General features: G+C 50.7%; 20 protein-coding genes and 1 pseudogene. 8 read left to right on the plus strand and 13 right to left on the minus strand.

Going from position 1 to position 26,044, the window contains the following annotated elements:
* The first annotated feature begins 21 nt into the window (after positions 1-21).
* Both N7E60_RS16080 and N7E60_RS16085 read left to right on the plus strand, forming a co-directional pair.
* On the plus strand, positions 22-552 hold the full coding sequence (locus tag N7E60_RS16080) for an NUDIX hydrolase (RefSeq protein WP_269598656.1): 531 nt from the start codon (positions 22-24) through the stop codon (positions 550-552).
* A 94-nt stretch (positions 553-646) separates the two neighbouring features.
* Complete coding sequence (locus N7E60_RS16085; RefSeq protein ID WP_077457486.1) at positions 647-1,126, plus strand: PaaI family thioesterase; 480 nt, start codon at positions 647-649, stop codon at positions 1,124-1,126.
* Between the two features lie 304 nt (positions 1,127-1,430).
* On the opposite strand, the gene N7E60_RS16090 is transcribed toward N7E60_RS16085, so the two are convergent.
* The 6 genes from N7E60_RS16090 to N7E60_RS16115 all read right to left on the minus strand — a co-directional run bounded on the left by N7E60_RS16090 (position 1,431) and on the right by N7E60_RS16115 (position 12,353).
* On the minus strand, positions 1,431-4,499 hold the full coding sequence (locus N7E60_RS16090) for an efflux RND transporter permease subunit (protein WP_269598657.1): 3,069 nt from the start codon (positions 4,497-4,499) through the stop codon (positions 1,431-1,433).
* Positions 4,496-5,593, minus strand: a complete 1,098-nt coding sequence (locus tag N7E60_RS16095) for an efflux RND transporter periplasmic adaptor subunit (protein ID WP_077457275.1) — start codon at positions 5,591-5,593, stop codon at positions 4,496-4,498. Before N7E60_RS16095 ends, N7E60_RS16090 begins: the two co-directional genes overlap by 4 nt.
* On the minus strand, positions 5,590-6,627 hold the full coding sequence (locus tag N7E60_RS16100) for an efflux RND transporter periplasmic adaptor subunit (protein ID WP_269598658.1): 1,038 nt from the start codon (positions 6,625-6,627) through the stop codon (positions 5,590-5,592). The genes N7E60_RS16095 and N7E60_RS16100 overlap by 4 nt, the downstream gene beginning before the upstream one ends.
* A 123-nt stretch (positions 6,628-6,750) precedes the next feature.
* Positions 6,751-10,167 (minus strand): ATP-binding protein, encoded by a 3,417-nt coding sequence (locus N7E60_RS16105; RefSeq protein WP_269598659.1) that lies wholly within the window; start codon positions 10,165-10,167, stop codon positions 6,751-6,753.
* A gap of 2 nt (positions 10,168-10,169) precedes the next feature.
* The gene (locus tag N7E60_RS16110; RefSeq protein WP_077457269.1) at positions 10,170-11,378 is read right to left on the minus strand and encodes an EAL and HDOD domain-containing protein; all 1,209 of its coding nucleotides are present in this window, start codon (positions 11,376-11,378) and stop codon (positions 10,170-10,172) included.
* Between the two features lie 87 nt (positions 11,379-11,465).
* Entirely contained in the window at positions 11,466-12,353 is an 888-nt protein-coding gene (locus tag N7E60_RS16115) for a PhzF family phenazine biosynthesis protein (RefSeq protein ID WP_241824969.1), read from the minus strand.
* 383 nt (positions 12,354-12,736) lie between these two features.
* Here N7E60_RS16115 and N7E60_RS16120 point away from each other — a divergent pair, with 383 nt between their 5' ends.
* Positions 12,737-12,925, plus strand: a complete 189-nt coding sequence (locus tag N7E60_RS16120; protein ID WP_077457265.1) for a restriction endonuclease subunit S domain-containing protein — start codon at positions 12,737-12,739, stop codon at positions 12,923-12,925.
* A 169-nt stretch (positions 12,926-13,094) separates the two neighbouring features.
* Here the strand turns inward: N7E60_RS16120 and N7E60_RS16125 are convergent, their stop codons facing one another.
* Both N7E60_RS16125 and phhA read right to left on the minus strand, forming a co-directional pair.
* Complete coding sequence (locus N7E60_RS16125) at positions 13,095-13,436, minus strand: 4a-hydroxytetrahydrobiopterin dehydratase (protein WP_077457263.1); 342 nt, start codon at positions 13,434-13,436, stop codon at positions 13,095-13,097.
* On the minus strand, positions 13,429-14,301 hold the full coding sequence (gene phhA, locus N7E60_RS16130; protein ID WP_077640848.1) for a phenylalanine 4-monooxygenase: 873 nt from the start codon (positions 14,299-14,301) through the stop codon (positions 13,429-13,431). The genes N7E60_RS16125 and phhA overlap by 8 nt, the downstream gene beginning before the upstream one ends.
* Before the next feature lie 221 nt (positions 14,302-14,522).
* Here phhA and N7E60_RS16135 point away from each other — a divergent pair, with 221 nt between their 5' ends.
* Entirely contained in the window at positions 14,523-14,828 is a 306-nt protein-coding gene (locus N7E60_RS16135) for a DUF6482 family protein (RefSeq protein ID WP_269598660.1), read from the plus strand.
* A gap of 17 nt (positions 14,829-14,845) precedes the next feature.
* On the opposite strand, the gene N7E60_RS16140 is transcribed toward N7E60_RS16135, so the two are convergent.
* The 4 genes from N7E60_RS16140 to N7E60_RS16155 form a co-directional block, all read right to left on the minus strand.
* Positions 14,846-15,580 (minus strand): SDR family NAD(P)-dependent oxidoreductase, encoded by a 735-nt coding sequence (locus tag N7E60_RS16140; RefSeq protein WP_269598661.1) that lies wholly within the window; start codon positions 15,578-15,580, stop codon positions 14,846-14,848.
* A gap of 87 nt (positions 15,581-15,667) precedes the next feature.
* Positions 15,668-17,635, minus strand: coding sequence for a Fe(3+)-hydroxamate ABC transporter permease FhuB (gene fhuB / locus N7E60_RS16145; RefSeq protein ID WP_269598662.1), 1,968 nt, complete (start codon positions 17,633-17,635; stop codon positions 15,668-15,670).
* The gene (locus tag N7E60_RS16150; RefSeq protein WP_269598663.1) at positions 17,632-18,495 is read right to left on the minus strand and encodes an iron-siderophore ABC transporter substrate-binding protein; all 864 of its coding nucleotides are present in this window, start codon (positions 18,493-18,495) and stop codon (positions 17,632-17,634) included. Before N7E60_RS16150 ends, fhuB begins: the two co-directional genes overlap by 4 nt.
* Positions 18,492-19,271: an ABC transporter ATP-binding protein gene (locus N7E60_RS16155; protein ID WP_077599455.1), complete on the minus strand. Its 780-nt coding sequence runs from the start codon at positions 19,269-19,271 to the stop codon at positions 18,492-18,494. The genes N7E60_RS16150 and N7E60_RS16155 overlap by 4 nt, the downstream gene beginning before the upstream one ends.
* Positions 19,272-19,510: 239 nt before the next feature.
* Here N7E60_RS16155 and N7E60_RS16160 point away from each other — a divergent pair.
* Positions 19,511-20,995, plus strand: a pseudogene (locus N7E60_RS16160) (FAD-binding domain-containing protein); the annotation flags it as partial.
* A 97-nt stretch (positions 20,996-21,092) separates the two neighbouring features.
* Positions 21,093-21,254, plus strand: coding sequence for a DUF2256 domain-containing protein (locus N7E60_RS16165; protein WP_175993270.1), 162 nt, complete (start codon positions 21,093-21,095; stop codon positions 21,252-21,254).
* On the opposite strand, the gene N7E60_RS16170 is transcribed toward N7E60_RS16165, so the two are convergent.
* Complete coding sequence (locus N7E60_RS16170; protein WP_269598665.1) at positions 21,190-22,122, minus strand: LysR family transcriptional regulator; 933 nt, start codon at positions 22,120-22,122, stop codon at positions 21,190-21,192. The genes N7E60_RS16165 and N7E60_RS16170 overlap by 65 nt on opposite strands.
* 99 nt (positions 22,123-22,221) lie before the next feature.
* On the opposite strand from N7E60_RS16170, the gene N7E60_RS16175 reads away from it, so the two are divergent.
* Complete coding sequence (locus N7E60_RS16175) at positions 22,222-23,589, plus strand: NADH-quinone oxidoreductase subunit L (protein WP_069589408.1); 1,368 nt, start codon at positions 22,222-22,224, stop codon at positions 23,587-23,589.
* A complete protein-coding gene (locus tag N7E60_RS16180) occupies positions 23,589-26,036 on the plus strand; it encodes a DUF2309 domain-containing protein (protein ID WP_269598666.1) in 2,448 nt (815 codons plus the stop codon). Before N7E60_RS16175 ends, N7E60_RS16180 begins: the two co-directional genes overlap by 1 nt.
* Positions 26,037-26,044: the final 8 nt, after the last annotated feature.

The raw sequence follows: 26,044 nt of genomic DNA on the forward strand, positions 1-26,044 counted from the left end.
GCAACACGCGTTGAGGATAGGATGAAAGAGACGATTTACCACCAATGGAAACGCTTGTCGTTGGTAGAAGCACAAACCGTATTGCCTGATGGACGTCCTCATCGGCATCATATGATTCGCCATCCAGACGCGGCGGTCATTTTACCCATACTCGGGGATGGTCGCCTTGTATTGCTCAATCAATTTCGACCCGCAGTTAATCAATGGTTGCTAGAAGCACCCGCTGGGACGTTAGAGGGTGATGAATGCCCGCTAGAAGGTGCAAAGCGTGAGCTTGAAGAGGAAACTGGCTACCAAGCCACTTCGTGGCACTCGCTGGGTTCTGCGCTCCCCGTGCCCGGATTTTGTGATGAAGTTCAACACTTCTATCTGGCTTCTGACCTCACCCAGACTGAAATGAATCTGGATGATGATGAATTTGTCCAACTCCGTCTGATGACCGTGGCCGAGGCAAGAGCACGCATTGCGTCAGGAGAGATAAACGACAACAAGACCGTTGCCCTTATTGCACGTGCTGATTATCAAGGTTTACTGCCACAGCCTCAATCTTAGCTACCCACTCCGCATTGTTGTTAATGAAATGTTGACGCCGCAGTGTAGCAACGAGTAGCTTGAACAGGTATGACCAGATTAACAAGGAGTGTGTATGTTTTCTTCCCCTTTGGCTCGTGCTAATCAGCACCTTTCGCTGTTTGGGTTTCTCAAAGTTCCCATGATTGGTTGGTGTCGACCCAAAATTCTTGCCATTGACGATCAGCACGTACAAATGAGAATCCCATTAGGACGCCGGACTAAAAACCACCTAAATAGCATGTATTTTGGCGCGCTAGCGGTAGGTGCCGATGTGGCAGGCGGTTTTCTTGCCATGGCGATGGCCGAGCAACACGGGATTAAAATCAGTCTCGCTTTCAAAGCAGTCACGGCAGATTTTCATAAGCGCCCAGAAGACGATGTGATTTTTACCTGCCTCGATGGGCAAAAAATCCAAGCCATGATCCGCGAAACCATCGAAACCGGTGAGCGTGTCAACCAGCCTGTTACCATTGTGGCTACCTGCCCCACGCTTCATGGCGATGAGCCCATGGCAACCTTTGACTTAACCCTATCCCTCAAGCAAATTAGTTAGTTTCTCTTTATTTATCGTAAAGCAGCCTTACCGTTTCGGTAAGCTGCTTTGCCATGCCAACTCAACCTCTTACGCTCTCTTTTTGGCAATCAAGCAGTTACATTTAGCATCCGGTTTGAGTGTGACTGATCTATAAAAGTCTTACTCAGCATATTGACATTTAACTATCGCGCTTCTGATGCCTCTTAGCGACGTAATTCACCGAGTTATTAACTGTTTTTGTGGATAGTTCTGCAGTTATCCACAGCCTCAACCTTGAGACACTGACATAAAAAAAGCACCGCGGTTGCGGTGCTTAGTCGTATCAGGCATTACGGTGATAATGGATTTGATAAAAAATCCGGTACAGTACAGGTACCACAATCAGTGTTAGCACAGTCGCAAAGCCCAATCCAAACATGATAGTCACTGCCATTGGGCGGAAAAATACATCCGGTAACAACGGCAGCATCCCTAAAATGGTCGTCACCGCAGCCATGCAGACCGGACGAACACGACTTACTGCCGCGTCCACTACCGCTTGGTAGCGCTGTTTGCCACTGGCAACTTCTATATTGATTTGGTCAATCAATACAATCCCATTTTTCAGCAGCATACCACTTAGGCTCAAGAAGCCGAGTAATGCCATAAATCCAAACGGCGTATTCAGTAAGAGCAGACCCGTGGTCACCCCAACGACTGCAAGCGGCACGGTTAACCAAACAATTAACGACTCTTTCACCGAGTTAAATAGCAGTATGGTTACCAAGAACATAAAGAGGTAACCCAGAGGCATAATACTAAACAGCCCTTCTTTTGCTTCTGTGGACGACTCATGCTCACCGCCCCATTCAATGCGGTAGCCCTCTGGAAGAGGAATCGACTCGATATCACTGCGGACCCGCGTCAATAGCGTCGCCGCGGTGACACCAACCAACGGATCGGGATCAGCCATCACTGTCAGCATGCGTTTGCGATTTTTACGCATGATGATGGGGTCTTCCCAACGCAGGTCATAGTCGAGGATCACCTGTTGCAAAGGAATATAATCTTTCAGCACAGGGCTCCAGATCTTCATCCCTTCGAGGGTATTAATATTGACGCGTTCCTCATCCGGCAAGCGGGCTACAATGGGCATTAAATTGGTGCCATCACGATACACGCCAATACGTTTGCCACTGAAGGTCATGGTTAAAAGGTCGTCCACGTCTTTTTTCGTAATCCCGTAGCGACGCGCTTGGCTCTCGTTAAACTCAGGTTCGAGCACTTTAGTGCGTTCGCGCCAGTCATGACGAATATTGACGGCGTCTGGATCTTGATGAAGACGCGCTTCTACCTGCTTAGCAATAGCTCGTAGTTCCGTCGGCTCAGGTCCGATGATCCGCGCTTCAATTTTTGACCCCGAAGCCGGCCCTAAAGTGATCGGTTTGAGCTTAAGTTGAACATTCGGATATTGCTGCTGAATATGAGCACGCACCAGTCCCATCGTGGGTTTTACATGGGCATACTCATCCACACGGACGATCAGCTCACCGTACGCAGCGTAAGTTTTCTCTGGTGAATAGGTCAACATAAAGCGCTGAGACCCTTTCCCAGCACTGGTCGATACATAGCTCACGCCCTCTTGTTCACTCAACCAGCTTGAGACATCATCCAAAGTGCCTTGAGTCGCCCGAATATCTGTCCCTTCAGGCAGCCATAAATCCACCATGAACATCGGTGTGGTCGAGTCAGGGAAGAAGGATTGTTTCAGGTGGCTAAACCCGTAAATACTGGCTCCCAGCGCAATAACCATCACTAGCAGAGTCAGATAGGCATGATGCATACAAAACGATAAGAATCGTTTATAGATCACAAATAGCACGCCATTGTAGGGGTCCGATTGCTCATCACCCTCGGAGACGGTGGTTTCTTTGAAAAACATGCTGGCAAAAAAGGGCGTCAGCGTAATGGCCGTAAACCAGCTGAGCATCAAGGAGATCAGCAGAACCGTAAACAAGGTGCCGCAATACTCACCGGTTGCATCTTCAGATAAGCCAATCGGCGCAAACGCTGTTACCGCAATCACGGTCGCCCCCAACAAAGGCCACTTGGTTTGAGTGACAATATCGTGCGCGGCCTGCATTCGCGTTCGGCCACGCTTTAAGCCGACTAATATGCCCTCAACCACCACAATCGCGTTATCCACTAGCATACCAAGCGCGATGACCAAGGCACCGAGTGACACACGCTGTAAATTAATATCGAAGTAGCGCATAAACACGAACGTGCCTAGCACAGTTAGCAACAACACCAAGCCAATTAACAGGCCCGAGCGTAGTCCCATAAAAAACAGCAACACGATGATAACGATCGCCACCGCTTGCCCAAGACTAGACACAAAACCGCTGACCGAGTTGTCGACTTCATCGGGCTGGTTATACACATGATGCACTTGAATACCAACCGGCTGATTATCATTGAGCTCAGCCAAACGTTTATCGACGTTCTGGCCAACTTCAACCACATTGACACCATCAGCAAAAGAAATACCGACTTGCAACGCCTGTTTACCGTTATACGACAGGACTTGGCTCGGTACTTCTTGGTATCCCCGTTTTACATCCGCAACGTCGCGCAGATAAATCAGGCCTTGTGAACCCGCTTCAGTGAGGATCAAATTGCCCAACTCATCCACAGACGAAAACTCGCCGGTGGGATGAATACGAATATACTCATCCCCCACTCGCACAGCGCCCGCATTGCTCACTAAGTTTTGGGTTGCCAGCAGGTTAAATAAGGTATTAGGAGAGATACCCAAGCTGCTCAAGCGCTGAATCGACACTTCGATAAAGACTTGTTCCTGTTGCGTACCAGTCACTTGTACTTTGCCCACCCCTTGGACTAATTCGAGCTCACGACGCAAATAATCCACATAGTCTTTAAGCTCGCTGTAGCTATATCCGTCACCGGTTATCGCCAATAAAATCCCGTACACATCACCAAAGTCATCCATCACTTGTGGCGGGTTCACACCGGGAGGAAGTTGTCCCCGTGCATCGTTCACTTTTCGGCGCAGCTCATCCCATATCTGGGGAAGGTCATCCGAACGATATTTGGGTTTCATTTTAACCGTGATCTGGGAAAGGCCACGACTGGAAATAGAGCGAACTTCATCGACATAGGTAAGCTGTTGAACCGCTTTTTCGAGCCGATAAGTGACCTCTTCTTCAACCTGCTGCGGCGTTGCACCAGGGTAGCTGGTGATTACCATTGCATCTTTAATGGTAAAGGCCGGATCCTCTAAGCGCCCTAGCCCCAAAAAAGCGATGGTACCCCCAATCAAAAAGATCAGCGTAATCATCCAACTGATGACTTTATTTTGAATAAAATAGCCTGCCACGCCTTGCTTCATGATCTCTTTTCCTCTTTTGACGCGAGCTGTACGGTTTGTCCGTCGGCCAGTTGATTCGCGCCGTCAACAACAATGCGATCGCCCTGTTTCAATCCTTCAACCACTTCAATCCGGTGACCATGGATGCGCCCCATCTCAATCTGTTGCTTGTGCACGGTATTGTCTTTAGCATTCAAGAGCCACACATAACTGTGCTCGCGATCAAGCGGGTCACCATCTTGGTTAAACACCGCTTCTATCGGTATAGAGAGCCCAGTTCGGGTTAACTGCAAGCCTTGACGAGAAATACTGACTTGAACGGGCATACCATCGAGAATAAATTGTTGCTCTGGCATCGGCATCGTTAAGGTCACCACAAAGGCACCGCTTTGCGGATCCGGCTCGGCGGTATATTCGTCGATCGACGCCTTGAAGGTATTGCCTTGTTGGGTAATCACTTCGGGGACCAATCGCGTTTGCACCGATTGCGTATTTACACCGGCATTGCGACTAAACAAAATATCAGGGACTTGAATGCGAATGTCGGCACGTGTGGCATCGTGGATATTCATTATCGCTTGCCCCGGCGCAATGGTTTCAAATGGCTCCACACTGACACGAGAGATAACGCCATTTTCCGGTGCTTTCAGCTCAACGTAGGATAAATGCAGCTTCGCCAGCGCCAACTCTGCTTGCGCAATTTCGCGCTGTGCTTTTAGCTCATCAAATTGTGATTGAGCCAGCATGCCTTGCTCGACCAAGGGTGCCGAGCGACGGTATTGAGCATCCGCGACATCAAAGCGCGCACTGGCGTTCTCGACCGCTAAGCGATAGTCCGTTGGTTCAAGTCGAGCGAGCACATCGCCTTTCTTAACCAGATCACCCGCTTTTACGTTAATTTGCTGCACCTCGCCAGGCACCCGAAACGCTAACGTTGCCTTGTCTGCCGCAGCAGCTACCGCAGGGAAGGTAATGCGCTCATCTTGTTGCTGATGGTGCACCGTAAAGGTTGTCACCACCGGCGTTGTCACCTCGCGAGGAGCTGACTCAGGCTGGCACGCCGAGAGGAGCATCACACAGCCCCCGATACTCAAGAGTTTTACGACTGATTTCATAGTCCACGCTCCTTCACCCAAGCACGTACCCGATCGCCCTCTTGAAGCGCACCCGCGCCGGTCGCAACAATCACATCGCCATTTTCAAGGCCATCACTCACTTTGCCATCCTCTAAACGAATGGGCGTGAAAGACACAACACCTTGCGGATCGACTCGCCAAACACCAAGGTCTTCTCCTTTCGTGACCAGTGCTGAGTCAGGAATAGCGGTCTCTGTATCTGTCGGTATGGTGACACTCACCTTCGCAGCCATTCCCGGCAATACATTCACCGCTTGTGGCCGCATCAAGCTCACTGTAACCCGATAAGACGCTGTTTTCGTGTCCGCTTCTGTATCCATTTCCTTAAACTGGGCAGGAAAACGACGATCGCCATATGCGTCAAACGTTACAAATGGCGTGAGCTGCTTGGCTTGTTGGCTAAAGTAATGAAAGTAGCGTTCAGGTAATTGAAAGCTGACGTTAATAATATCTTTCGATTGGATATGGAGAATAGGCTCTTGAGCTCGGGCAAACTCATTGACTTCTTTCATGCGCAAAGACACGGTTCCTGAATATGGCGCTTTTAGCTGCGTATAATTCACGTTCGCCTGTGCTTGCTCTAAACCAGCAGCAGCCTCACTCAACGCCGAGCGCGCTTCATCAAAGCGCTGCTCGGATATGACTTTGTCATTGTGTAGACGATCTGCACGATTGAACTGCACCTGAGCAAGTTGATACTGCGCTGTGGCCTTGTCTAGCTGTAGGCGATATTGATGGCCATCCAGCTCCGCTAAGATATCGCCTTGATTAACATCCATACCTGCTTTCACCGGCATGCTCTCAATCACGCCTGAGACGCGAAAGGAGAGCAACGCCTTATCATCGGCTTCAACTTGGGCGGGAAATTGACGGGTAATCCCTTCATGACCCATCACTACCGTTAATAACTTTGCGGGTCGAGATGGTGTATCGGATGGTGCAGAGGTCGCCTTTTCACCACAGCCGCTAAGCAGTAAGGTGACGGTGCAAACCAGCACAGCACTTTTGTTCATCTGCCTTTCCTCACAACAAAACCTAGTACTCGACTAAATAGTCAAGCACTAGGTGTTTGATTGGTCTTTAATTTTTAATCTAATTTGACACTATGCCCATGCTAACGAGCGTGACAGGATGTATCAAGGTGTTTCCGGTAGGCCAGAGACCTGCTCAACAATAGCTTGGGTGTGTTCACGAATTGTCGGTAAATACGTTTTGAGTGTTTCAGTATCTTCCGCGGGTGATTTTTCAAGTTCTAAGCAGATCCCTGAAAGCGTATTCGCACCAATCATCGCCGCCGCACCTTTCATCTTATGAGCGAGCTTCTTAACAGCAGCGACATCTTGCTCATCGAACGCTACTTCCATTCTTTCTAAGTCATTGGTCTGATTATTCACGTACTTGTCAAGGATCATTTTCACCAGATCCATGCTATCGCCCACCTGTTCTTTGACATGCGCAATATCGACGGGAGACTCAGTGGATTCCATGGTTGCCGCTCCATTCATATGATGATCGGGGTCAGGTTCAATATCTGTGTCTGTGTCTGTGTCTGTGTCTGTTTCAGAATCGCTAGTGTGCTCACCTTCCGTCAACGTCTTTTCATCTAAATCCGCCAAGTCCAGCCCATCATCGGTGTCATGCGGATCGTCATAATGAACTGCATCGTTACTGGAATAGAGAATAAGCAGTTCAATTAACTGATCCTTGCTGAAAGGTTTGGCTAAATGCCCATTCATGCCTGCGTCCAAGCAACGCTCTGCGTCCCCCGATAACGCATTGGCGGTCACGGCAATAATCGGTGTGTGCTTATCAAACTCACGAATACGGCGCGTTGCCTCAAAGCCATCCATTTCAGGCATTTGGCAATCCATTAAAATAATATCGAAAGGTGTTTTTTTATGCAGTTCAAGCGCTTCTTTGCCGTTCTCAGCCAATGTGCGTTTACAACCTAGCTTGGCGAGAATGATATCGATTAAGTCTTGGTTAACTAAGTGGTCCTCCGCGACCAGAACATTTAAATCAAAGCGAATATTGTCGTACTGCCCAACTACCGCAAGGTTGTCATCAAGCTCCGCCTCATTCGAGGTCAATACCCGATATAACTCGCTGTAATTAATTGGGCATGTCAACGTCTGCATACCGGTATCGTGATGTCCATTATGACTAATGGCGACACTCTTAGCGACTTTACCCACTAAATGTTGACAGCTCTGCATCTTGTCTTGATCAATCATCAAGGTTAGCTGTTCGCTATCTCGCGTATCAACTTGCTCCCCGTCAGTAACACTGACAAACGAGACAGACAGGCGATCGAGGTATGCTGCCAATGTTGTGGTGAGCAAATTATCTTCTGAGACCAAACAAACCCGCTGCGCTTTTTCTTCTGCACTCAGTTCATAGCCATCAAACAGTGTATGTGGAGAGTCAGTGAAGGTGATAGGCACAGTAGACACAAACGTCGTGCCTTTGTTTTCCTCGCTACGAATAGTGATATCGCCATCCATCAATCGCAGCAATTTACGACATACCGGTAAGCCTAAACCTGTCCCTTGATAAGAGCGCGAATACGAGTTATCCACCTGAGTAAAGTTTTCAAAGATGGCCTCATGGCGATCTTCTGGGATCCCGATCCCCGTATCTTCCACTTCCATGACAAGATTCGTGACTTCGCCATCTTTCGCTTGATACAAGCGAACATAAATATGCCCTTGCTTGGTAAACTTCACCGCATTGCCGACTAAGTTGATAATCACTTGTTTATAGCGGACCGCATCGAGTTCAATATCACATGGCATACGAGGATCGATATAACAATGGAGTCGCAACTGTTTTTCTGCCGCTTTGGCAGTGAAGATGCTCAAGGATTCGTGAACAAGATCAGCCACATTGAGTACTTGTTTAGAGAGCGTCATTTTACCGGCTTCGATTTTGGTCAAATCGAGCACATCGTTGATGATATTTAGTAGCGCGGTAGAGGAATGTTGCAAGGTATCGACAAAATAGCGCTGCTGTTGCGTCAGTGGCGTCTCAATTAATAAGTTCGACATCCCTACAATGCCATTCATCGGTGTGCGAATCTCATGGCTCATCATCGCCAGAAAATTGGTCTTTGATTCATTAGCGCGTTCCGCCTGCTCTTTCGCTCTCGCCATCTCTTTAGAGATCATATCGTTCAGGTTTTTCTGTTGAACAAAGTGAATCATTGAACTCAAACTCGACAAGATCGGATCGATCCAGCTTTGCAACTCATCATCATAGGTGGTTGATTCATCGAATAAACAGACCACGCCGACGAGTTGATTCGACATGTATAGCGGTAACCCCAACACATTGATGATCATTTTTTGGTTGTTACCCGCGACACCCGCCATTTGCAGGCTACGTTTACTTTGTTTGGTTTCAATAATTTCAATCAACAAATTACGAACAAACTCGTCGCCTACGTAACCGTTTTGAATTAGGCGAGTTTGGGCAAGCACATGATAGGGTAAGCCCACTTGCTCAGGTTCATCATTGCCTCCCACTTCAACAATAATGCCATGATTGCTTTCACCAATACGCAGCAAGATTTTGAGGACATCATGGAAACTTTTACTAAAATCCTCTCGAATCAGAAACTTATCTTGTAAGCTCTTCATGGCGGAGAATAACTCAGCCCCTTTAGAGACTTTTTGTTTATCAAGGTGTTGTTCGGTGATGTCGCGAATGATAGCGACATTCAGCGCGCGTGGATCTTCGTCTTTGATGGGAGTGGATTTCACCTGCACCACCCGCTCTCCACTCTCGGTTTCTATTTCATAAGAGCGATTAGTCTTGCCATTCAAATCGTAAAGTGCCTGTGAAAAATAGGCGCGCGAGTTGGGCTTAACACGAGACACAATGGCCGACAGTGTGATGGCTTCATCAGGGACAGATTCAAGCTCAAACAGCCGCTTGGCCGAATCGTTGATGGTAATAATCGAATGCTTATCACCTAGCACCAAGAGTGCATCAGTATAGCTATGAATAACGGTATCGAGATAAGCGCGGCTTTGCTCGGCTCGGCTGATTTGCTTGGCATATTTCCAAATACAGAATCCCACCAGCAAGTTCAGCAAAATAATCTGCGTCGTCGTACGTAATATCTCGGTGCTGAGCTCTTTATCGATGTACCTACTATCACGATAAATGATCAGATCGCCGACTTTTACCGAACGGCTGCGATCATCGTATTCAAGTGGAATGGTCAACTGACTAAGTTCAGAATCTGCCCGCGTCCCTTTTGAGTCTGTGACGTAGCGGAACTGTCCATTAACATCAACCAGTTCTAAGCGATGGACGTATCGCGATCCCATCTCGCTATCGAGATCATTTTGAACATTCTCGAAATCATAATTCCACATCAATGTGGGCAGGCGCTGTTTGAGTCGCTGGCTGATGGACGTCAAGTCCTGATTCATGTCCGACTCTAAGCGTGACTTGGCAACGTGATAGTTATAATAGCCAAATCCACCTAGCAGCAGTGTTGCCAACACAATCAAAACGATAGCTAAGCGCATTCCCACTCGATTCATACTTATACCTGCATGGTTGCGGCGAGTGTTTGCGTTTGCTCGCGCGCTTTCTCAAACGCTTTCAACACGACACGCTCTTTCAATTTCAGTTTTTCGCAAGTTTTCGACACCCAATCCCAGTTGGCATGCTCGATATTCTTGCATACTTCCAGTAAAGCACCGTAGTGGCCATTTTGTGCCAGTAAAGCTTGCTTAGCTTCTTGGCTCAGATCCAAGTGACCCACCACATCTTCCATCGGACACCCCAACATGGCATCTAAAAAAGAAAAAGCACCAACCAGAAAACCTTCATCACCATCGAGTCCTTTCAACATAGGTGCAGTTTGTTGCATAAAAATTGCGCGCAAAATGGCAGCGTTTTGCAAATGTAAACACTCCTGATGATTCATATTGGACATAATGAGAAGAGAAATTAAACGGCGTAATGACTCTAAACCGAGATAAACCACCGCTTGTTTGGGATTAGTGATACTTTTTTTCTTGGACTTGGCCAGTATATTGGCGCTGGTGACCACCTTATAAAGCAGGGACACGTCACGTGATATAACGTCTGTTATTTCGTCAATGTCATAAGGGCTTCGGTTGATGATAATACAGGCATCCAACAGGGTGATGACTGACGGCGCAACATCACTTTGACGCCGGATTTTCGGCTGCTCAAAAAAGTAACCTTGAAACAAGCTAAAACCAAATTGCTGCGCCAGCGTAAACTCTTCTTGCTTCTCTACTTTTCGAATTAAAAAGCGGATATCAGGATAATCAGAGATGGTTCCTACCCAACGCATAGGATCATCACGATCCATATCGACACTGATTAAATTAAACAGATTAATGTGTTCTAACCATTGATTAGAAAAGACCGAGCTAGACGCAAGTAACATAAAACCCGCCTTTTTATAGGCTCTGAGCTTGTTCAGTAGTAATGGGGAGGGACGGGTTTTCTCACTAATACAGATAACCAGACGCGCCACTGGCATCGAAAGCGGTAATTCATCCAATAGCGCGGTTTCGGAAAAGCTCACCACGTAACGCAACTGGTCGTCTAATTCATTACCAGACAGGAAATTAGCACTCAGTATCCTTGATGTGGCAGTGTCTTCGTCAATTGATGGGAACTTGTTTTCTAGACCTTCACGAAAGAGCAGCTCACTTCCCCAGTGCTGCTGTCGGTCATCAAAAATTGGCTGACACGAAAAGAAGGTTTCACTCACGATGTTAACCCCGCAAATTAGATCCCTTTAATAAACGTAGACTAATCGCGCCAACCCTGATGATTTTTTCTGCTTGAACAGAGTAAGTTAAGCGCTAATCGCATCTAGCCGATAGCCACGCCGTGCTAAGGTATTTGCTTCGCCACCCACCCAAGCGCGGTGATGGCCTTGCGCGTCAACTTTGACCACGGCAGACAGTAGCGATCGCGCCCCAATATGCTCACCCTGCTCAAAAACAAACCGATTATGTGTGCCCTGATACTCAGTCAAGTACGCTGCTAAGGCGGCAGCAGCACTTCCAGTAGCCGCCTCTTCATCCACCCCGACCGCAGGTGCAAAGTTTCGACAACACGCAGTAATATCTGACTCGTGGGGCGACAAAGCAAACGCATGTACCCCAATGCAATTGTAAGCCTCCGTCAGCGCAATAACCGCCTCTCTGTCTTGTGACATCCGAGCCAGTGCATCGAGGGACGCAAGCGGCAAAATGATATTGGGTCCACCCGCAGATACGACTTTGACTGGCAATCCCGTCGATAGGATATCTTTACTGTCTATGTGAAATGCATCGGCAATCACCTTTTCATTCGGCCCATCACTGATAACTGGGATTGCCGTTTCAAAGTTAACTTTTCCCGAAGCCAAGATGGACACTTGCAGAACACCTGCCCCGGTTTCTTGCGTATAATCGCCAGCTTCAAGTTCACCCAATTGCCAAAGCGCAGAAAATGTTGCCACAGTGGCGTGACCACAAAACGCAACCTCATTGGTCGGGGTGAAGAACCGCAATCTGACATCAGCATGCTCGCTATGACAAATAAATGCCGTTTCGGGGTAACCGAAGTCTGTTGCAATCGCCTGCATTTGTGCATCATCCAGCATATCTGCATGCCTAACAACACCGGCGGGATTCCCACCCTGTCCTTGTGCAACGAATGCATTTAAGTGATAGAACTCAACAAATCTGTCCATCATTGCTTCCTCGCGATAGCCGCTGTGTGCGGGTTTCCATTTAAAGGCCTGCGTCGTTTAACACGACACCCTGCACGCCTTGTGCTCCTTCCATCCTATGCGCTTCTACTAAAGTATGACAATAAAAACTTGTTCCATATGCCAAGACAGACGGTAAATAAATCATAGTATTAGGCTAAAAATACTCAAAAGCGTATGCCAAAATACGCCAAACCGAGTACTAAGCGACATCGCGCAAAAGCATCATCTTCAAGAACACGCGAGACGCTTAACAACGACATGAAGTGACTATTATGCCAGCGTGCAATCATCAATCAGGCACGCGACATGCCAGAATATGGTAGGCTTGTCAGTAAATTTGTTAATCCCGTATGAGATGTAAACTTATGGATCCTTTACAGCATATTGCCGATGACGCGCCCGAGCATGAGCCAGAGACTTTGCCATCACTCGACGAACAAAAAGCGATTGTGGCAAAGCTCAAAGCCCTTGAAGAGAAAGGTGAGCTCACCGATGAAATCTTGGCGCAGTATTTTGCCGTTAAGCAAAAAGACGCAAGCGACGAAGAAGAGTAAGAACAACACGAAAAAGTGACCGCGTCACTTTTGAAGTTTATCTTGCTCTATTTAGAGTTATGCCAATGAAAAGCATTGGCGGCGCAGGATTGATACTTGCGTGACAGGGATAGATAGCAAGTGAGCGAAAAAGATACGCCCCGAGATCACTCTCGGGGCTTTTTTTGGTTTACTCAGGGGCAATGCCGTCGGTTTTCGCCGCACAAATAAAATCATTTTTGTGCAGGCCTTTAATCTTATGCGACCACCAAGTCACGGTCACTTTACCCCACTCCAGCAAGATAGCGGGATGGTGGCCTTCTTGCTCAGCCAGCTCAGCCACTTGGTTGGCAAACGCCCACGCCAACTTGAAGTTGCGGAAGGTGAACTCACGTTCGAGCTGATCAATCCCATCTCGTGTTACTTTGCGCCACTGCGGAATGTCTTTAAGCAGCACCGGCATTTCCTCAGCGCTAACCAAAGGGGCATCAATATTACAGGCTTCACATTTCAACTCAGTTAGTTCAGACATGTTGCGTTTCCTTTTGCTGTTCTGTCTTTTTCGGTTTGGGCGGGAACAAAGGCGCATGAAGGCCCAGTTCCATGGCTTGATGCACATCAGCAATCAAATCACGTTGGCTGATGGCAAATAAATCGTCAATCGACTCAATGGTAAAGTAAATGGGTTGCATAATGTCAATCCGATATGGCGTGCGCATGACATCTATCACTTCTAAAGGCTTACGCACCGCTTTGTCGCTATTAAAGGCGTACTCGGTCTCCGCCGGTGAAGACAAGATGCCGCCGCCATAAATACTGCGATTGCCTTGCGAGTCACTGAGTAAACCAAATTCGACCGTAAACCAATATAAGCGTGCAAGATAGACGCGCTCTTTGGGCGTGGCCTTCTTACCCAATTGACCATACATATGGGTAAATTCAGCGAACGCTGGGTGGGTCAGCATCGCACAGTGACCGAAGATCTCATGAAAATAATCCGGCTCTTGCAAGTAATCGAAATCGTCTTTGGTGCGCAAAAAGGTCGCCGCAGGGAATTTCTTGTCCGCCAGTAAAGCGAAGAACTGGTCGAAATCAATCAACGCAGGCACAGGGGCCACTTGCCAGCCCGTCTCTCGCATTAACACGGCATTCACATCAGGGATCTGTGGCACCGTGTCATGCGGCAAGTCGAGCATTCGTAACCCGTCGAGATATTCCTGACACGCTTTGTCTTTGATACACGCAAGCTGCCGTGTGACTAACTGGCGCCATACATCGTTTTCTTGTGCCGACCAGGCTACACGACCCAGCTCATCGACTGGTTTGGATTCGTATTTACTCTGTTTCACGTTCACCGCCTTGTGTCGTTGTCTGGCGTAAAAATCGCGCGTAAACAGCGGCCCTTAGCCTTACGCAATGTCTCCGTTACTCACAGATTACGTCGACTTTGCTGAGAAAATCATCTCCTCACTCTGGTTTTAATTTTACCTTTGCGTAACATTTATTTTACATTGCGTATCCAAAAGGCTATCGCTACGGGTAATGCCTCACCCTGGAGGGATCCGCGTGCTTGCATGGCTCGTAGTATCTGAGAAAGGCCTAACTGCAAGGACGAGTGATGAATTTACAACTGAGCGAACTGATAAATTATGACAACATTGACAAGATTCAGATCCGTGGCATTGATGGCATGTTATATCAAGCCATCGCCTTTTTAAGTCACGGTGATACGGTGGAGCAAAAGCTGATCTATCACGGCGATAAGCCCTATTTATCTCGCAGCTTGCTGGCGGTGAAAGAGGATTTTGAATGGGTTAATGCCGCGCAATACGTATTAGTCGCTGACACGGCATACGATGAAATGATAGGGCTTGGCACGGAAAAGCCTTTGTCGACCTTAGAGCAGCCATTGCATTGGAAATGACTCATCAATGCCCCAACCTACGGGGCAATTTCTTCCCCGTCCCACGCAAACAGACGACCGGTGTGGCGACTATCGAGGCCATCTAATACCGATAGCAAATAGCCAGCCGATTGCGCCGGGCTGAATAGCTTACCGGGCTTAACATTGGCTTGGAATGGCGCGGATAAGTGGCTATCGACGGTCCCCGGATGCAGGCCAACCACGGTTAATGATTTGTCTTGGCGACCAAGCTCGATGCTCATGCATTTGATCAACATGTTCACCGCCGCTTTGCTTGCACGGTAGGCATACCAACCGCCCGCACGATTATCACTGATACTGCCCACGCGCGCCGACAAGATAGCGAGCTTCGCCTCAGCGTTGCGTTTCAATTTGGCCGCAAGATGTTTACTCAACAGCAGCGGCGCAACCGCATTCACATCAAAAAGCTGGTGCATGGCCTCACTGCTGCACGCCGCGAGCCGCTTTTCTGGACTCACCGCATCATCATGAAGCATTCCCGAGGCAATGATCACCGCATCTAAACTGTTGTCGTCGATGTGCTCGACCGCCGCTTGTATTGATGCTTCATCGCGAATATTCACCGCCACAGGCACCACCTTTTCACTTATCTCAGCAAGTGGTGCGGGGTGGCGCCCCAACGCAAAGACTTGCTGAATGGATGGTTTGTCGAGCAATGCGCGGCAAAAAGCTTCACCAATCGCGCCACCTGCACCGACAACCGCCACGCGCTGCATGGAATCACTGTTCATTCTCTTGGCTCCTCAAACAAAAAGAGATGCAACCTGCATCTCTTTAGTTAGGGATGAGGCGATCCTGTCGATCACCGTGCGCTAAAACTATAGCTTACGTAGCACGATCATTAGGTATAGCCCGCCAATCAAGGAAGCAATGATCCCAGCCGGCATTTCTTGCGGATACAACCATTGTCGTCCGAGCCAATCGGCAAACAGCATCAATCCCATGCCAATCAAACCGGCGGTGACCATATGCGCCCGGGCATTTTTCGCCCCCCAGCTACGCGCAATGTGCGGGGCCATTAAGCCGACAAAACTGAGCGGCCCCACCACCAAGGTGGCACTGACGGTCATCACCGCAACGAGGGCCAGCAACAGCATGCGGGCACGCCCTACCTTAACCCCCAAAGATTGAGCCGTTTCGCCACCGAGCGGCAAAATATCGAGCCAACGCTGGCACATTAATCCTAGCGCCACCAGCACGGCAGCAACCAAAGCCAGTGTGGTCACCGTACTGTCAGTCACATAGTAGGTTGAACCTGAAATCCACGCGAGCACTTGATACGCGCGAGGATCGCCACCTGCCATCAAGAAGCTTTGTACCGCTTGCATCAGTGCGGCTATCGCGACGCCAGTGAGCAACACCTTTTCTGGCTGAAAGCCAGTTTTGCGATTAAGCAGCACAATCAACGCCAAGGTTGCCCCCGCACCGATTAGACCACCGACATATAAGCTCAGCATAGATGCGCCCATGCCAGCAAAAATAGTGACAATCAGTCCCAGCGCCGTACCGGCACTGATCCCCATCACTTCAGGGCTCGCCATCGGGTTAGCACTTAAACGCTGAAGCACGGCACCGGCAACAGCAAGCACACCACCCGCCAATGCCGCGGCCAGCAACCGTGGCAAGCGCCATTCCAACAAAGACCAATCGCCGCTGAGCGCCAGCCACTGCCAGCCCTCACTTTGACGCGATACGGTGGCAAAAATCACCACACCCAACACCAGTAACATCAGCGTTCGGCCTAGTCGCCAATCCTGACGTGGTGCGGACGTACCGGCATGCATTTGTTGGCGTTGACGATTCCCCAGTGACACCCGTGGTAACAACCACAAAAGAAGAGGCGCTCCCAACGCTGCCGTCGCCGCCCCCGTGGGCACCATCATTGCCCGGCGGCCGGGTAACAGTTGGACAGCCAAATCGGTGGCTGCCAACATCAAGGCACCTAAAATCATCGCCAAGCTCAAACGGGTAATAAGCTTACGTGCGCCACATAAACGCGCAATCGCGGGCGCGGCGAGACCGACAAAGCCAATCACGCCAATCAAGCTAACTACCCACGCGGTCAGAAGCACAGATAGCCCTAGAGCAATCACTCGGATTTTCGCCAGTGATACGCCCAAGCTTTTCGCCCCTTCATCCGAAAGACTCAAGACGTTGAGCGGCTTTAATAAGGCAAGGATCAACACGACCGCCAATCCAATACGCGGCAGTAAGGCTTGCACACTGTGCCAGTCGGTTTGCACCATCGAGCCCGCGCCCCACACCATCATGCCGTGTAGCGCTTCTTGATTCATCAACAGCAGCACGGTGCTGAGCGCGCCGCAGTAAAGGTTTAAAATCAACCCCGCGATCACCACTACGGTGGGCGATAGGCCGCGTCGCCATGCTAGCGCAAACACCACCAGCATGGTCAGCACTCCGCCAGACATCGCCACCATTGCGCTCGACCAAGTCAGTAGCCAAGGGGCATAAAGCGTCGCAAGCATCAACGCCAAGCTAGCGCCATTCGCCACCCCCAGCGTCGAGGGCGAGGCCAAGGGGTTGCGCAACACTTGTTGCATCAAGGTACCGGCCAGCCCCAAACACGCCCCCGCCAGCAATGCGGTGACCAAGCGCGGCCACCAGGTTAAATGCATCACAACGCCAATCGACGCACTGTCATCCAGCGACCACAGCGACTGCCAGAGCATGGATGCATTCACATTCCACTGCCCCAACTGAGTGGAGGCGAGGCTTAACAGTGCCGCCAGTAACGCCAAGGGCACCCATAACAGGTTCAGTTTCATGCCTGCCCTCCTTGGTCGATCAATGCCGCGGTCACAAGGCGGGCAAAGCGTAACGCCGATGGAATCGCCCCAAAGCTCCATACCGGATCAATCATCAATGGCGTATGCCCCGTGCGTTTAACCAAATATTGCCAAAACATATTGGTCTGAAGAGTTTGCTCAACGCCCGCGGGGAGTGGGCGCACAATCACTAGTTGGGCATCAAGGTCTAGCAGCTCGCGGGTGGAGACCATGCTAAACCCCCAACTGTTGGTGGTGTTTTGCCACGCGTTGCTGAGCCCCAATTCACTGATAGCGGCGTGATACAGGCTGTTGGTCCCAAACACCCGCACATGATTGGCATCCAGAAACTGGATCATCAACAGCGGTGGCTGTTCGCCGGGAATGGTATCGCGCAAGCTCGCCAATTGCTGTTTCGCATTAGCAATCAGGGTTTCACCGGCCTCCGGACGGTTGGCCTCGCGCGCAATTTGCCGCGTCACGGTTTTGAGCGACGCCCAGCTTAGGCCGCTTTCATACAGAGGAATTGAGCTGACCGGCGCAATGGTGCTTAGCTTGGGCTTCATTGCCTTAAAAATGGGCGAGATCAGAATTTTATCGGGGTGAAGCTCGGCCAAACGCTCCATGTTGGGCTGGGTGCGAAGCCCAATATCGACGGTTTTTTCTGGAATGGGCGGGGCTTTCACCCACGAATTGTAATCCGCCTTTTGCGCGACCGCGACGGGCGTCACCCCTAAGGCCAACAAGGTTTCAGTTTGGGTCCAATCTAGCGAGAGAATACGAGGCGATGCGCTGACGCTCGCTGACATCATGGCCGCGGTCAGCCAGACCACAAGCGTCAAAAAAGAGGACTTGATCATACCGGCGATAACTCCCCCGGCATAGCAACCGCATAGCCGGCGGTATGGTCGGCAATCGGCATTTCAATGCCATAAATCGATTTGAGGGCCGACTCTTGAAACACATCGTTAACCGCGCCTTGAGTCAGGACTTGCCCGCTGTGCAGCGCGACAATCTCATCACAAAAGCGCGCCGCCATATTAATGTCGTGCACCACGATAATGATAGATTTATTCAGCTCTCGGCTGAGTTTACGCACCAAGGTCATCACTTCAACTTGGTGAGCTACATCCAGTGCAGATAGCGGCTCATCGAGCAGTAAGTAACGCGTTTGCTGAGCCAGCAGCATCGCAATCCACAGCCGTTGGCGCTCGCCGCCCGATAAGGTATCGACCAAGCGCTCGGCATAATCCTGAGTACCAGTGAGCGCCATTGCCTCGTTGATCGCTTGGTGATCGGCTTTGGTCAACCTCCCCAGCAAGCCATGCCAAGGATAGCGACCAAAACTGACCAACTCGTACCCGGTTAAGTTATCTGTTGCCGGTAAATGCTGTGGTAAATACGCCACCTCGCGCGCAAAGGCTTTTTCCGACCATTTTGATAAGGGTTTTTGGTCTAATGCGATCTGCCCGCTGCTGGTTGCCTGTTGCTGCGCTAACAGCTTTATCAACGTCGACTTGCCCGACCCATTGTGTCCGACTAACGCACAGATTTTTCCCGGCGTAAACGACAAGCTCACCTTATCGAGTAACACTTTTCCGTTGACGGCAAACGCAACGTCCTTTGCCTCTAACATATCCCGATCCTACTTCTGCAAACACAAGCGCGTGGCACTTGCCCGTTATCTCTGAGAGCGCTAATTTTCCGATGCTTAAAAGGCAAATGCAAACCATTTTGATTTCGCTTTGTACGCTTAGCGCTTGTTAATGAGAGAAATTAGACCTCAACCAAGTCACTATTAGGGATCCAAGCGTCATTCAGCCTCGTATCGCCAAGGGTGAATAAAAGTTTGTTGTTACGACTGTCGAGAGCCCTATGTCCGCGCCCATCAGCCTTGTATGGCTAAAACGCGATTTACGCCTGCGGGATCATGCCCCTTTACAAGCGGCCATTGCCGCTGGGCGTCCCTTGGTGATCTTGTACCTGTTTGAGCCACTGCTGCTTAATGATCCGCACCATAGCGAGCGCCACTGGCGATTTGCCTGGCAGTCGCTGTGCGATCTTAATCAGCAGCTGGCGCCGCTTGGCGGGCAGGTCACCATTTGCCAAGGTGAAGCACTCGCCGTTTTCGACGCCATCCACCAGCAGCAGGCAATTGGCGCGGTGTACAGCCATCAAGAAATTGGCGTCGACGCGACATTTTCTCGAGATAAAGCGGTGGCGAAATGGCTAGCAAGTCATCAGATCCCATGGCATGAATTTCCCACTGGGGCGGTGATCCGCGGCGCGAAAAATCGGGTTGATTGGGACGCAGAATGGCAAAAAGTGATGCGTGCCCCTCTTGCCGATCCGGATTGGCAACAAGCGCACTGGCCAGACACATCACTTACGCTACCCGCGCTCGGTTATCATAACTGGGATTCTCCCGCGCCACGCTTTCAGCCCGGCGGGCCGAGTTGGGCGTATAAAACCTTGCAGTCTTTTTTCCGCGAACGCGGGCAAAGCTATCAGCGCCACATCTCTAAACCGCTCGCCAGCCGCAAAAGCTGTACGCGACTGTCGCCCTATCTTGCTTGGGGTAACATCAGCTTGCGCGAGATGTATCAAATCACCCTCCTCCATTGGCAGAAAAAGGGTTGGCGGCGTGCGCTGGTAGCCATGGTGTCGCGTTTGCATTGGCACTGTCATTTTATGCAGAAATTTGAAAGCGAGCATCACATGGAGCATCGGCCCGTCAATCGAGGTTACTTACATTTTGAGTACGCAAACGGTCCGCAGAGCGATGCGCATCTGCTCGCATGGCAACAAGGTCATACCGGTTATCCGCTCGTCGATGCCTGTATGCGTTGCCTGCACGCCACCGGCTATATCAACTTTCGTATGCGGGCGATGCTGGTCAGTTTTTTAACCCACCATCTACTGATTGATTGGCGCCGCGGTGTCCATCATTTGGCGCAGCTATTTCTCGATTTTGAGCCCGGAATTCATTACCCCCAGTTTCAAATGCAAGCTGGCGTAACGGGCGCAAATACCTTGCGCATTTATAACCCAGTGAAACAATCGCAAGAGCAAGATCCGGAAGGGGCATTTATTCGTGAATGGTTACCTGAGCTTTCTCCCTTGCCCGACAGTTTGATCCACACCCCGTGGCAAATGACCGACATGGAAGCGATGATGTACGGCGTGGTGCTTGGCGAAGATTACCCGAAAGCCATTGTCGACATAGAACAAACCGGCAAACGGGCGCGTGATATTTTATGGTCGTTTCGTCAACAAGACGCGGTTCGTATCGAAAAAGCACGGATCCTTGCCACCCATGTGCGTCCAAACAGCCCTGAGCCAACAAATGGCCCTGAGCAACGAATAAGCGATAAGCGGATCAAAAGCCTTGATCACGCGGATAAGCACACAATGAAACAACGGTCACGTGCCACTCAATCTACTGGAGGCAACCCAGATGGCGCATAAAAAGCCGCATCTTCCCAGCAAGGCATGTTTGACGTGCGAACGCCCGTTTACGTGGCGTAAAAAGTGGGCACGCTGTTGGGACGAAGTTAGGTATTGCTCTGACCGTTGCCGCCGGGAAGGTCGTCGCCATGCGCGAGCGGCGACGCACTGAACGCATCTAAAAGCGAATTCAATTTCGGATGTACCCACTGACGTTTAATCGATACCGCATAGAACGGCTCATACACACTCGGCAGTAAGGCGTAGCGGGTGAGCATGCCGCTATCTAGCTCATCGCGAACCACCACTTCAGGCATCACCGCCAACGCATCATTGTCGCGGGTTAATAGGCGCAGCATTGCCATATCATTGGCTTCTGCCATGATGTACGGCTTGAGTTGATACTGCGCCGAGATGGCATCAAATCCCGAGCGAATCGGGTTATCGCCATAAGGCAACACCCACGCTTGGTGCTGGTAGCTGGCATCTAAGGTGGGCGATAACGCTTTACCCGGCCAACCAATCACGGCGACCGGCTGGCGTGCCAGTTGCTGGTACTGCCAAATTTGTTTATTGGTCCCCCTCACCGCGATATTGGTTAGCGCCAAATCCAACTGGTGATCAGACAGCGCATGAAGCAAGCCGGTTTGATCCATCGACTGCAACACATAACGGCACTCCCGTTGATTGACCAGTGGCTGAATAAACTGCTCGATAAAGTTCCGCGACATGGTCGATAAGGTGCCAATGCGAATCGTGGCACTGGACAGCGCCCCGCCGCTGGATAGCAACTGCTCTAACTCTTCCCCCTGACGGAATATCTCTTCGGCATAGTTCATCGCTTGATAGCCACTTTCGGTCAACGTCAATGTACGACCTTGCCGCTCAAACAATTGCACCTGCATCGCCTGTTCAAGCTGTTTGATTTGCGACGACAGCGCCGACTGCGAAATATGCAGCTGACGGGCGGTCTGGGTCAGGTTGCCATGGCGCGCCACCTGCCAGAAATAATACAAATGATGGTAGTTCAGTCGGCTCATCGTTCTCTAAAACAGAATGAAAAGTGATTTATTATGTATTTTACTTAACTGTAGTAAGTTTTCACAATGTATCGCATAACTATTGCTGTGAGGTAAGTCATGTTATCCCTATTTCTCGTCACTCCGCTCAAACTGGTGCTGCTCGCACTGGTTGCTCTTCTTGGCGGTGTTATATGGCGATACAGTGCCACTGCGTTTGCGGGCGAAGCCGACAAACACCGTTTTCTTTCATCCTTACTGCTCACCTTGTCAGCAGTCTTGTTGGTTTTAGTCAGTAATCACCTGTTGCTGTTTTGGCTCGCTTGGGTGGCAGTTAGCCTCTCATTGGGTCGCTTAATTCTTTTCTATCCGCATCGGCCTCGCGCCCAACTCGCGGCACACAAAAAAATGCTGCTCGCCCGCTTTAGCGAATTGCTACTCGGTGGCGCATTCTTACTGTTGTTTTTCCACTACCAAACCGCGCAGATTGACCAATTGATGTTTCAAGTCAGCCAGCAGCCTCACACGCTGACTGTAAGCATCGCCGCCTTTATGTTGGTGGGCGTGGCGATTATCAAGTGCGCTCAACTGCCCTTGCACGGTTGGCTCATTCAAGTGGTGGAAGCACCAACGCCTGTCTCTGCCTTATTGCATGCAGGCATTGTGAATCTTGGCGGGATCTTATTGATGCTATTCGCGCCAGTGCTCGCGGCAAGCCCCAGTGCCAGCCTTGCCCTGCTGGTTATCGCAGGCATCAGTACGCTGGTGGCGGGACTGGTGAGCCTGACACGCGTGAGCATTAAGGTAAAACTGGCGTGGTCGACCGTCGCACAAATGGGTCTGATGTTAGTCGAAATCGCCCTAGGTCTTTACGAGTTGGCATTGCTTCACTTGCTGGCGCACTCTTTCTACAAGGCGTTTTCTTTCCTCAACAGCGGCAATGGCGTGAATCATTGGCTCGCCACCCAACTGGCTGACGCCTCAGTTCCGCGTCGCTGCCATTGGCTTGCCGCGATGGCCACCGCCGCCGGTTTGATTGTCGCCGTGCATCTAAGTGTTGGTATTTTAAATAGTTTGGCCGCCGGTTGGTTGCTGTGGATGGCGATGACCATGCTGCTATTACCGGCCTTTACCCGCCCAGGCGCTGCTCGCCCGACACGCGTGCTGCTCAGTAGCATGTTTGCCCTTGGCCTGCTTGGGCTCTACGCCGCCATTAAACATAGCTTGATTGTGTTTGTCGCGGGCGGAAATGCCACCTATTTATTTGCCGATGCCTTTGCGCTGGTGCTGTTTATCGCGCTATTTGCTCTGTCATTGGCGGTCCAGTACTGGCCTCACAAAGCGTGGGTCAACCGCCTGTTTATTTGGCTGAACGCCGGGGCTTACCTTGATGAGTGGGCGACGCGCCTAACACTCAAATGGTGGCCGAGTGCTTCTTTAATCCAACTACAAACGACCCAATGGCAACCGCATAAGGAGACGCGTTAATGATTGCGAAAACGCCCAACGTATCTGCACACCCAGAGCCCCTCAATGTGAGCGATTTTCGCGATGCCACCCAGCAAGCAGTCGCAGCAATTGCGCCAAGCTGGCCGTTGGATCAAATGATTGCAGTGAACCCATGGTGGCCGCAACGCTTTACCCCCATTGAGCAAGTCTTTGCCGAACAAGCGGTGTTAAGCGGGCACTGTCCGCTAATGCCGTCGGCGTACTATCTGTCGCATTGGCAATCGCCCATTAGTGAGGCACATCTTGCCGAGGCCATTTCAACCTCTGGCAGCGCATTGACGGTCAGTGATTGTCTGCGTGCGCTGCGTAGTCATAGCAGTGACCTCCCGCGTTGGAAGCCATTGGCTGAGTTGTGTGACCGCACTCGAGAAGCACAAGAAGGCTTATCGTGGCAGCAAGAAATCCAGCAGCAAGTGAGCCAGTTTCTCGCGCTCTATCACCAATACCCACAGCGCTTTGATGCCCAAGGCCAAGGCGGTGAGCACCTTTATCAATGCTGGTTGGATGTAGTGAGCCAAGATAAAGGCATTAAAACCCTCACAGGCGTGGATTTGCTCGCCGATTTCGCCGCACTGCCCACTCAAATGGATGCCCTGATCGCTGAAGCGGCCGCCTTTTGGCAACCGATCCTTCACGACCAAGACGGTAACTTGGCCTATTGCCACGCGCTGATGCATGGCTTATCGGGTTGGGCAAGCTGGCAGGCTTGGTTAGATTGGCAGCAACAGCTCAGTGACAGTGAACAGCAAGAACATGGCATGGGCCTATTCGCGATTTTACTTGCTTGGGATACAGTGCTGGCACGTTGGCTTGCCAAACACCGTGAAACAGCGTGGACAAGCATTCGTCAGTCCATACACCATCAAGCGGTGAATGTGCGCCATTGGTATCACCAAGCACAACAACAGCTCGCGCCACTTTGGATTTGGCAACAAGCGCTAGAAATTAGTCAGCAGCGCCCTTGGGCACACGCCTTGTCCGCGCAGGCCAGTGTCGACACCCTCGCTACCTCGCCCACGCTGCAAGCTGTGTTTTGTATTGATGTGCGCTCTGAACCGATGCGCCGCGCATTAGAAGCACAATCCGATCGGGTTCAAACTCTTGGCTTTGCCGGCTTTTTTGGCTTGCCGATCGCTTATCAGCCCACCGATAGCCATATTCACCGCCCACAACTGCCCGGCTTACTGGCACCGGCGGTCACCGCCTCACAAACCCATGCTACCCCCGAACGCTGGTTACGAATGACCAAGCTCGGCTGGCAGCGCAGTCTCGATGCGCCTGCCGCCAATTTAGGCATGGTCGAAGCCGGTGGCATGCTGAAGCTAGTGAGCCTATTAAAACGCGCATTACGCATTTCTGGCACCGAAAACCCGCTAAATCGACTCAGCCATACTGACAGTGATTGGGCGCTCACCCGTGACAATACGCCGTTAAGCGCAGCAGAAAAGGCAGAGCTAGGCGCTGGTATCTTGCGAGCAATGGGCATTGCAGACCAACTGGCCGATGCCGTCTTGTTGGTGGGTCACGGCAGTGAAACCTGTAACAACCCTCATGCAGCAGGGCTTGACTGTGGTGCTTGCGGTGGACAAACCGGCGAGGTAAATGTCCGCGTACTTGCACAGCTTCTTAACGATGCCGACGTACGTGATGCCATGGCAAAGCAAGGCGTGACGATTCCCGCCAGTACCCGTTTTTATGCCGCCATGCACAACACCACCACCGACGCACTGGATGTCTTTCACGCCCCCGAGCATGCCGAGTGGCAAACTTGGCTGGCCGCTGCGAGCGAACAAGCACGTGCAACCCGCGCCAACCAGTTTGATCAAACACCAACCCAGCCATCTAAACTCAAACGATTCTTTGCTACACGGGCCAAAGACTGGGCACAAATGCGTCCTGAGTGGGGACTGTGTGACAACGCCGCGTTAATCGTGGGCCCGCGCACCCTGTCTCGACAGATTAATTTGCAAGGTCGCAGCTTTTTACACGACTACGACATGCATAAAGACCGTGACTTTAGTCAGCTTGAAACCATCCTCACCGCGCCCATGGTGGTGACCAATTGGATCAATCTGCAGTACTTTGCTTCCGTCACCGCACCGGAAAAATTCGGCAGCGGAAACAAACTGCTCCACAACATCGTGGGTGGCCACATTGGGGTGTTTGAAGGGAATGGTGGCGACTTACGAATTGGCTTATCGCATCAATCCGTGCACGATGGTCGTCGATATCGCCACCAGCCAGTGCGATTAAGCGTATTTATCGCTGCCCCTCGGGAGGCAATTGATAGTATACTTGCACGCCATGACGATATAGCCGCGCTGGCGAATCACGGCTGGCTGTACTTGATGCAAATTGATGCGCAGGGTGCAGTATGGCAACGCGATCGCTCGGGTCAGTGGTATCACCTGAACGTAGCAACATAAAACGGAGC

Origin of the sequence: Salinivibrio proteolyticus, assembly GCF_027286365.1 — a bacterium.
Lineage (GTDB): Bacteria > Pseudomonadota > Gammaproteobacteria > Enterobacterales > Vibrionaceae > Salinivibrio > Salinivibrio proteolyticus.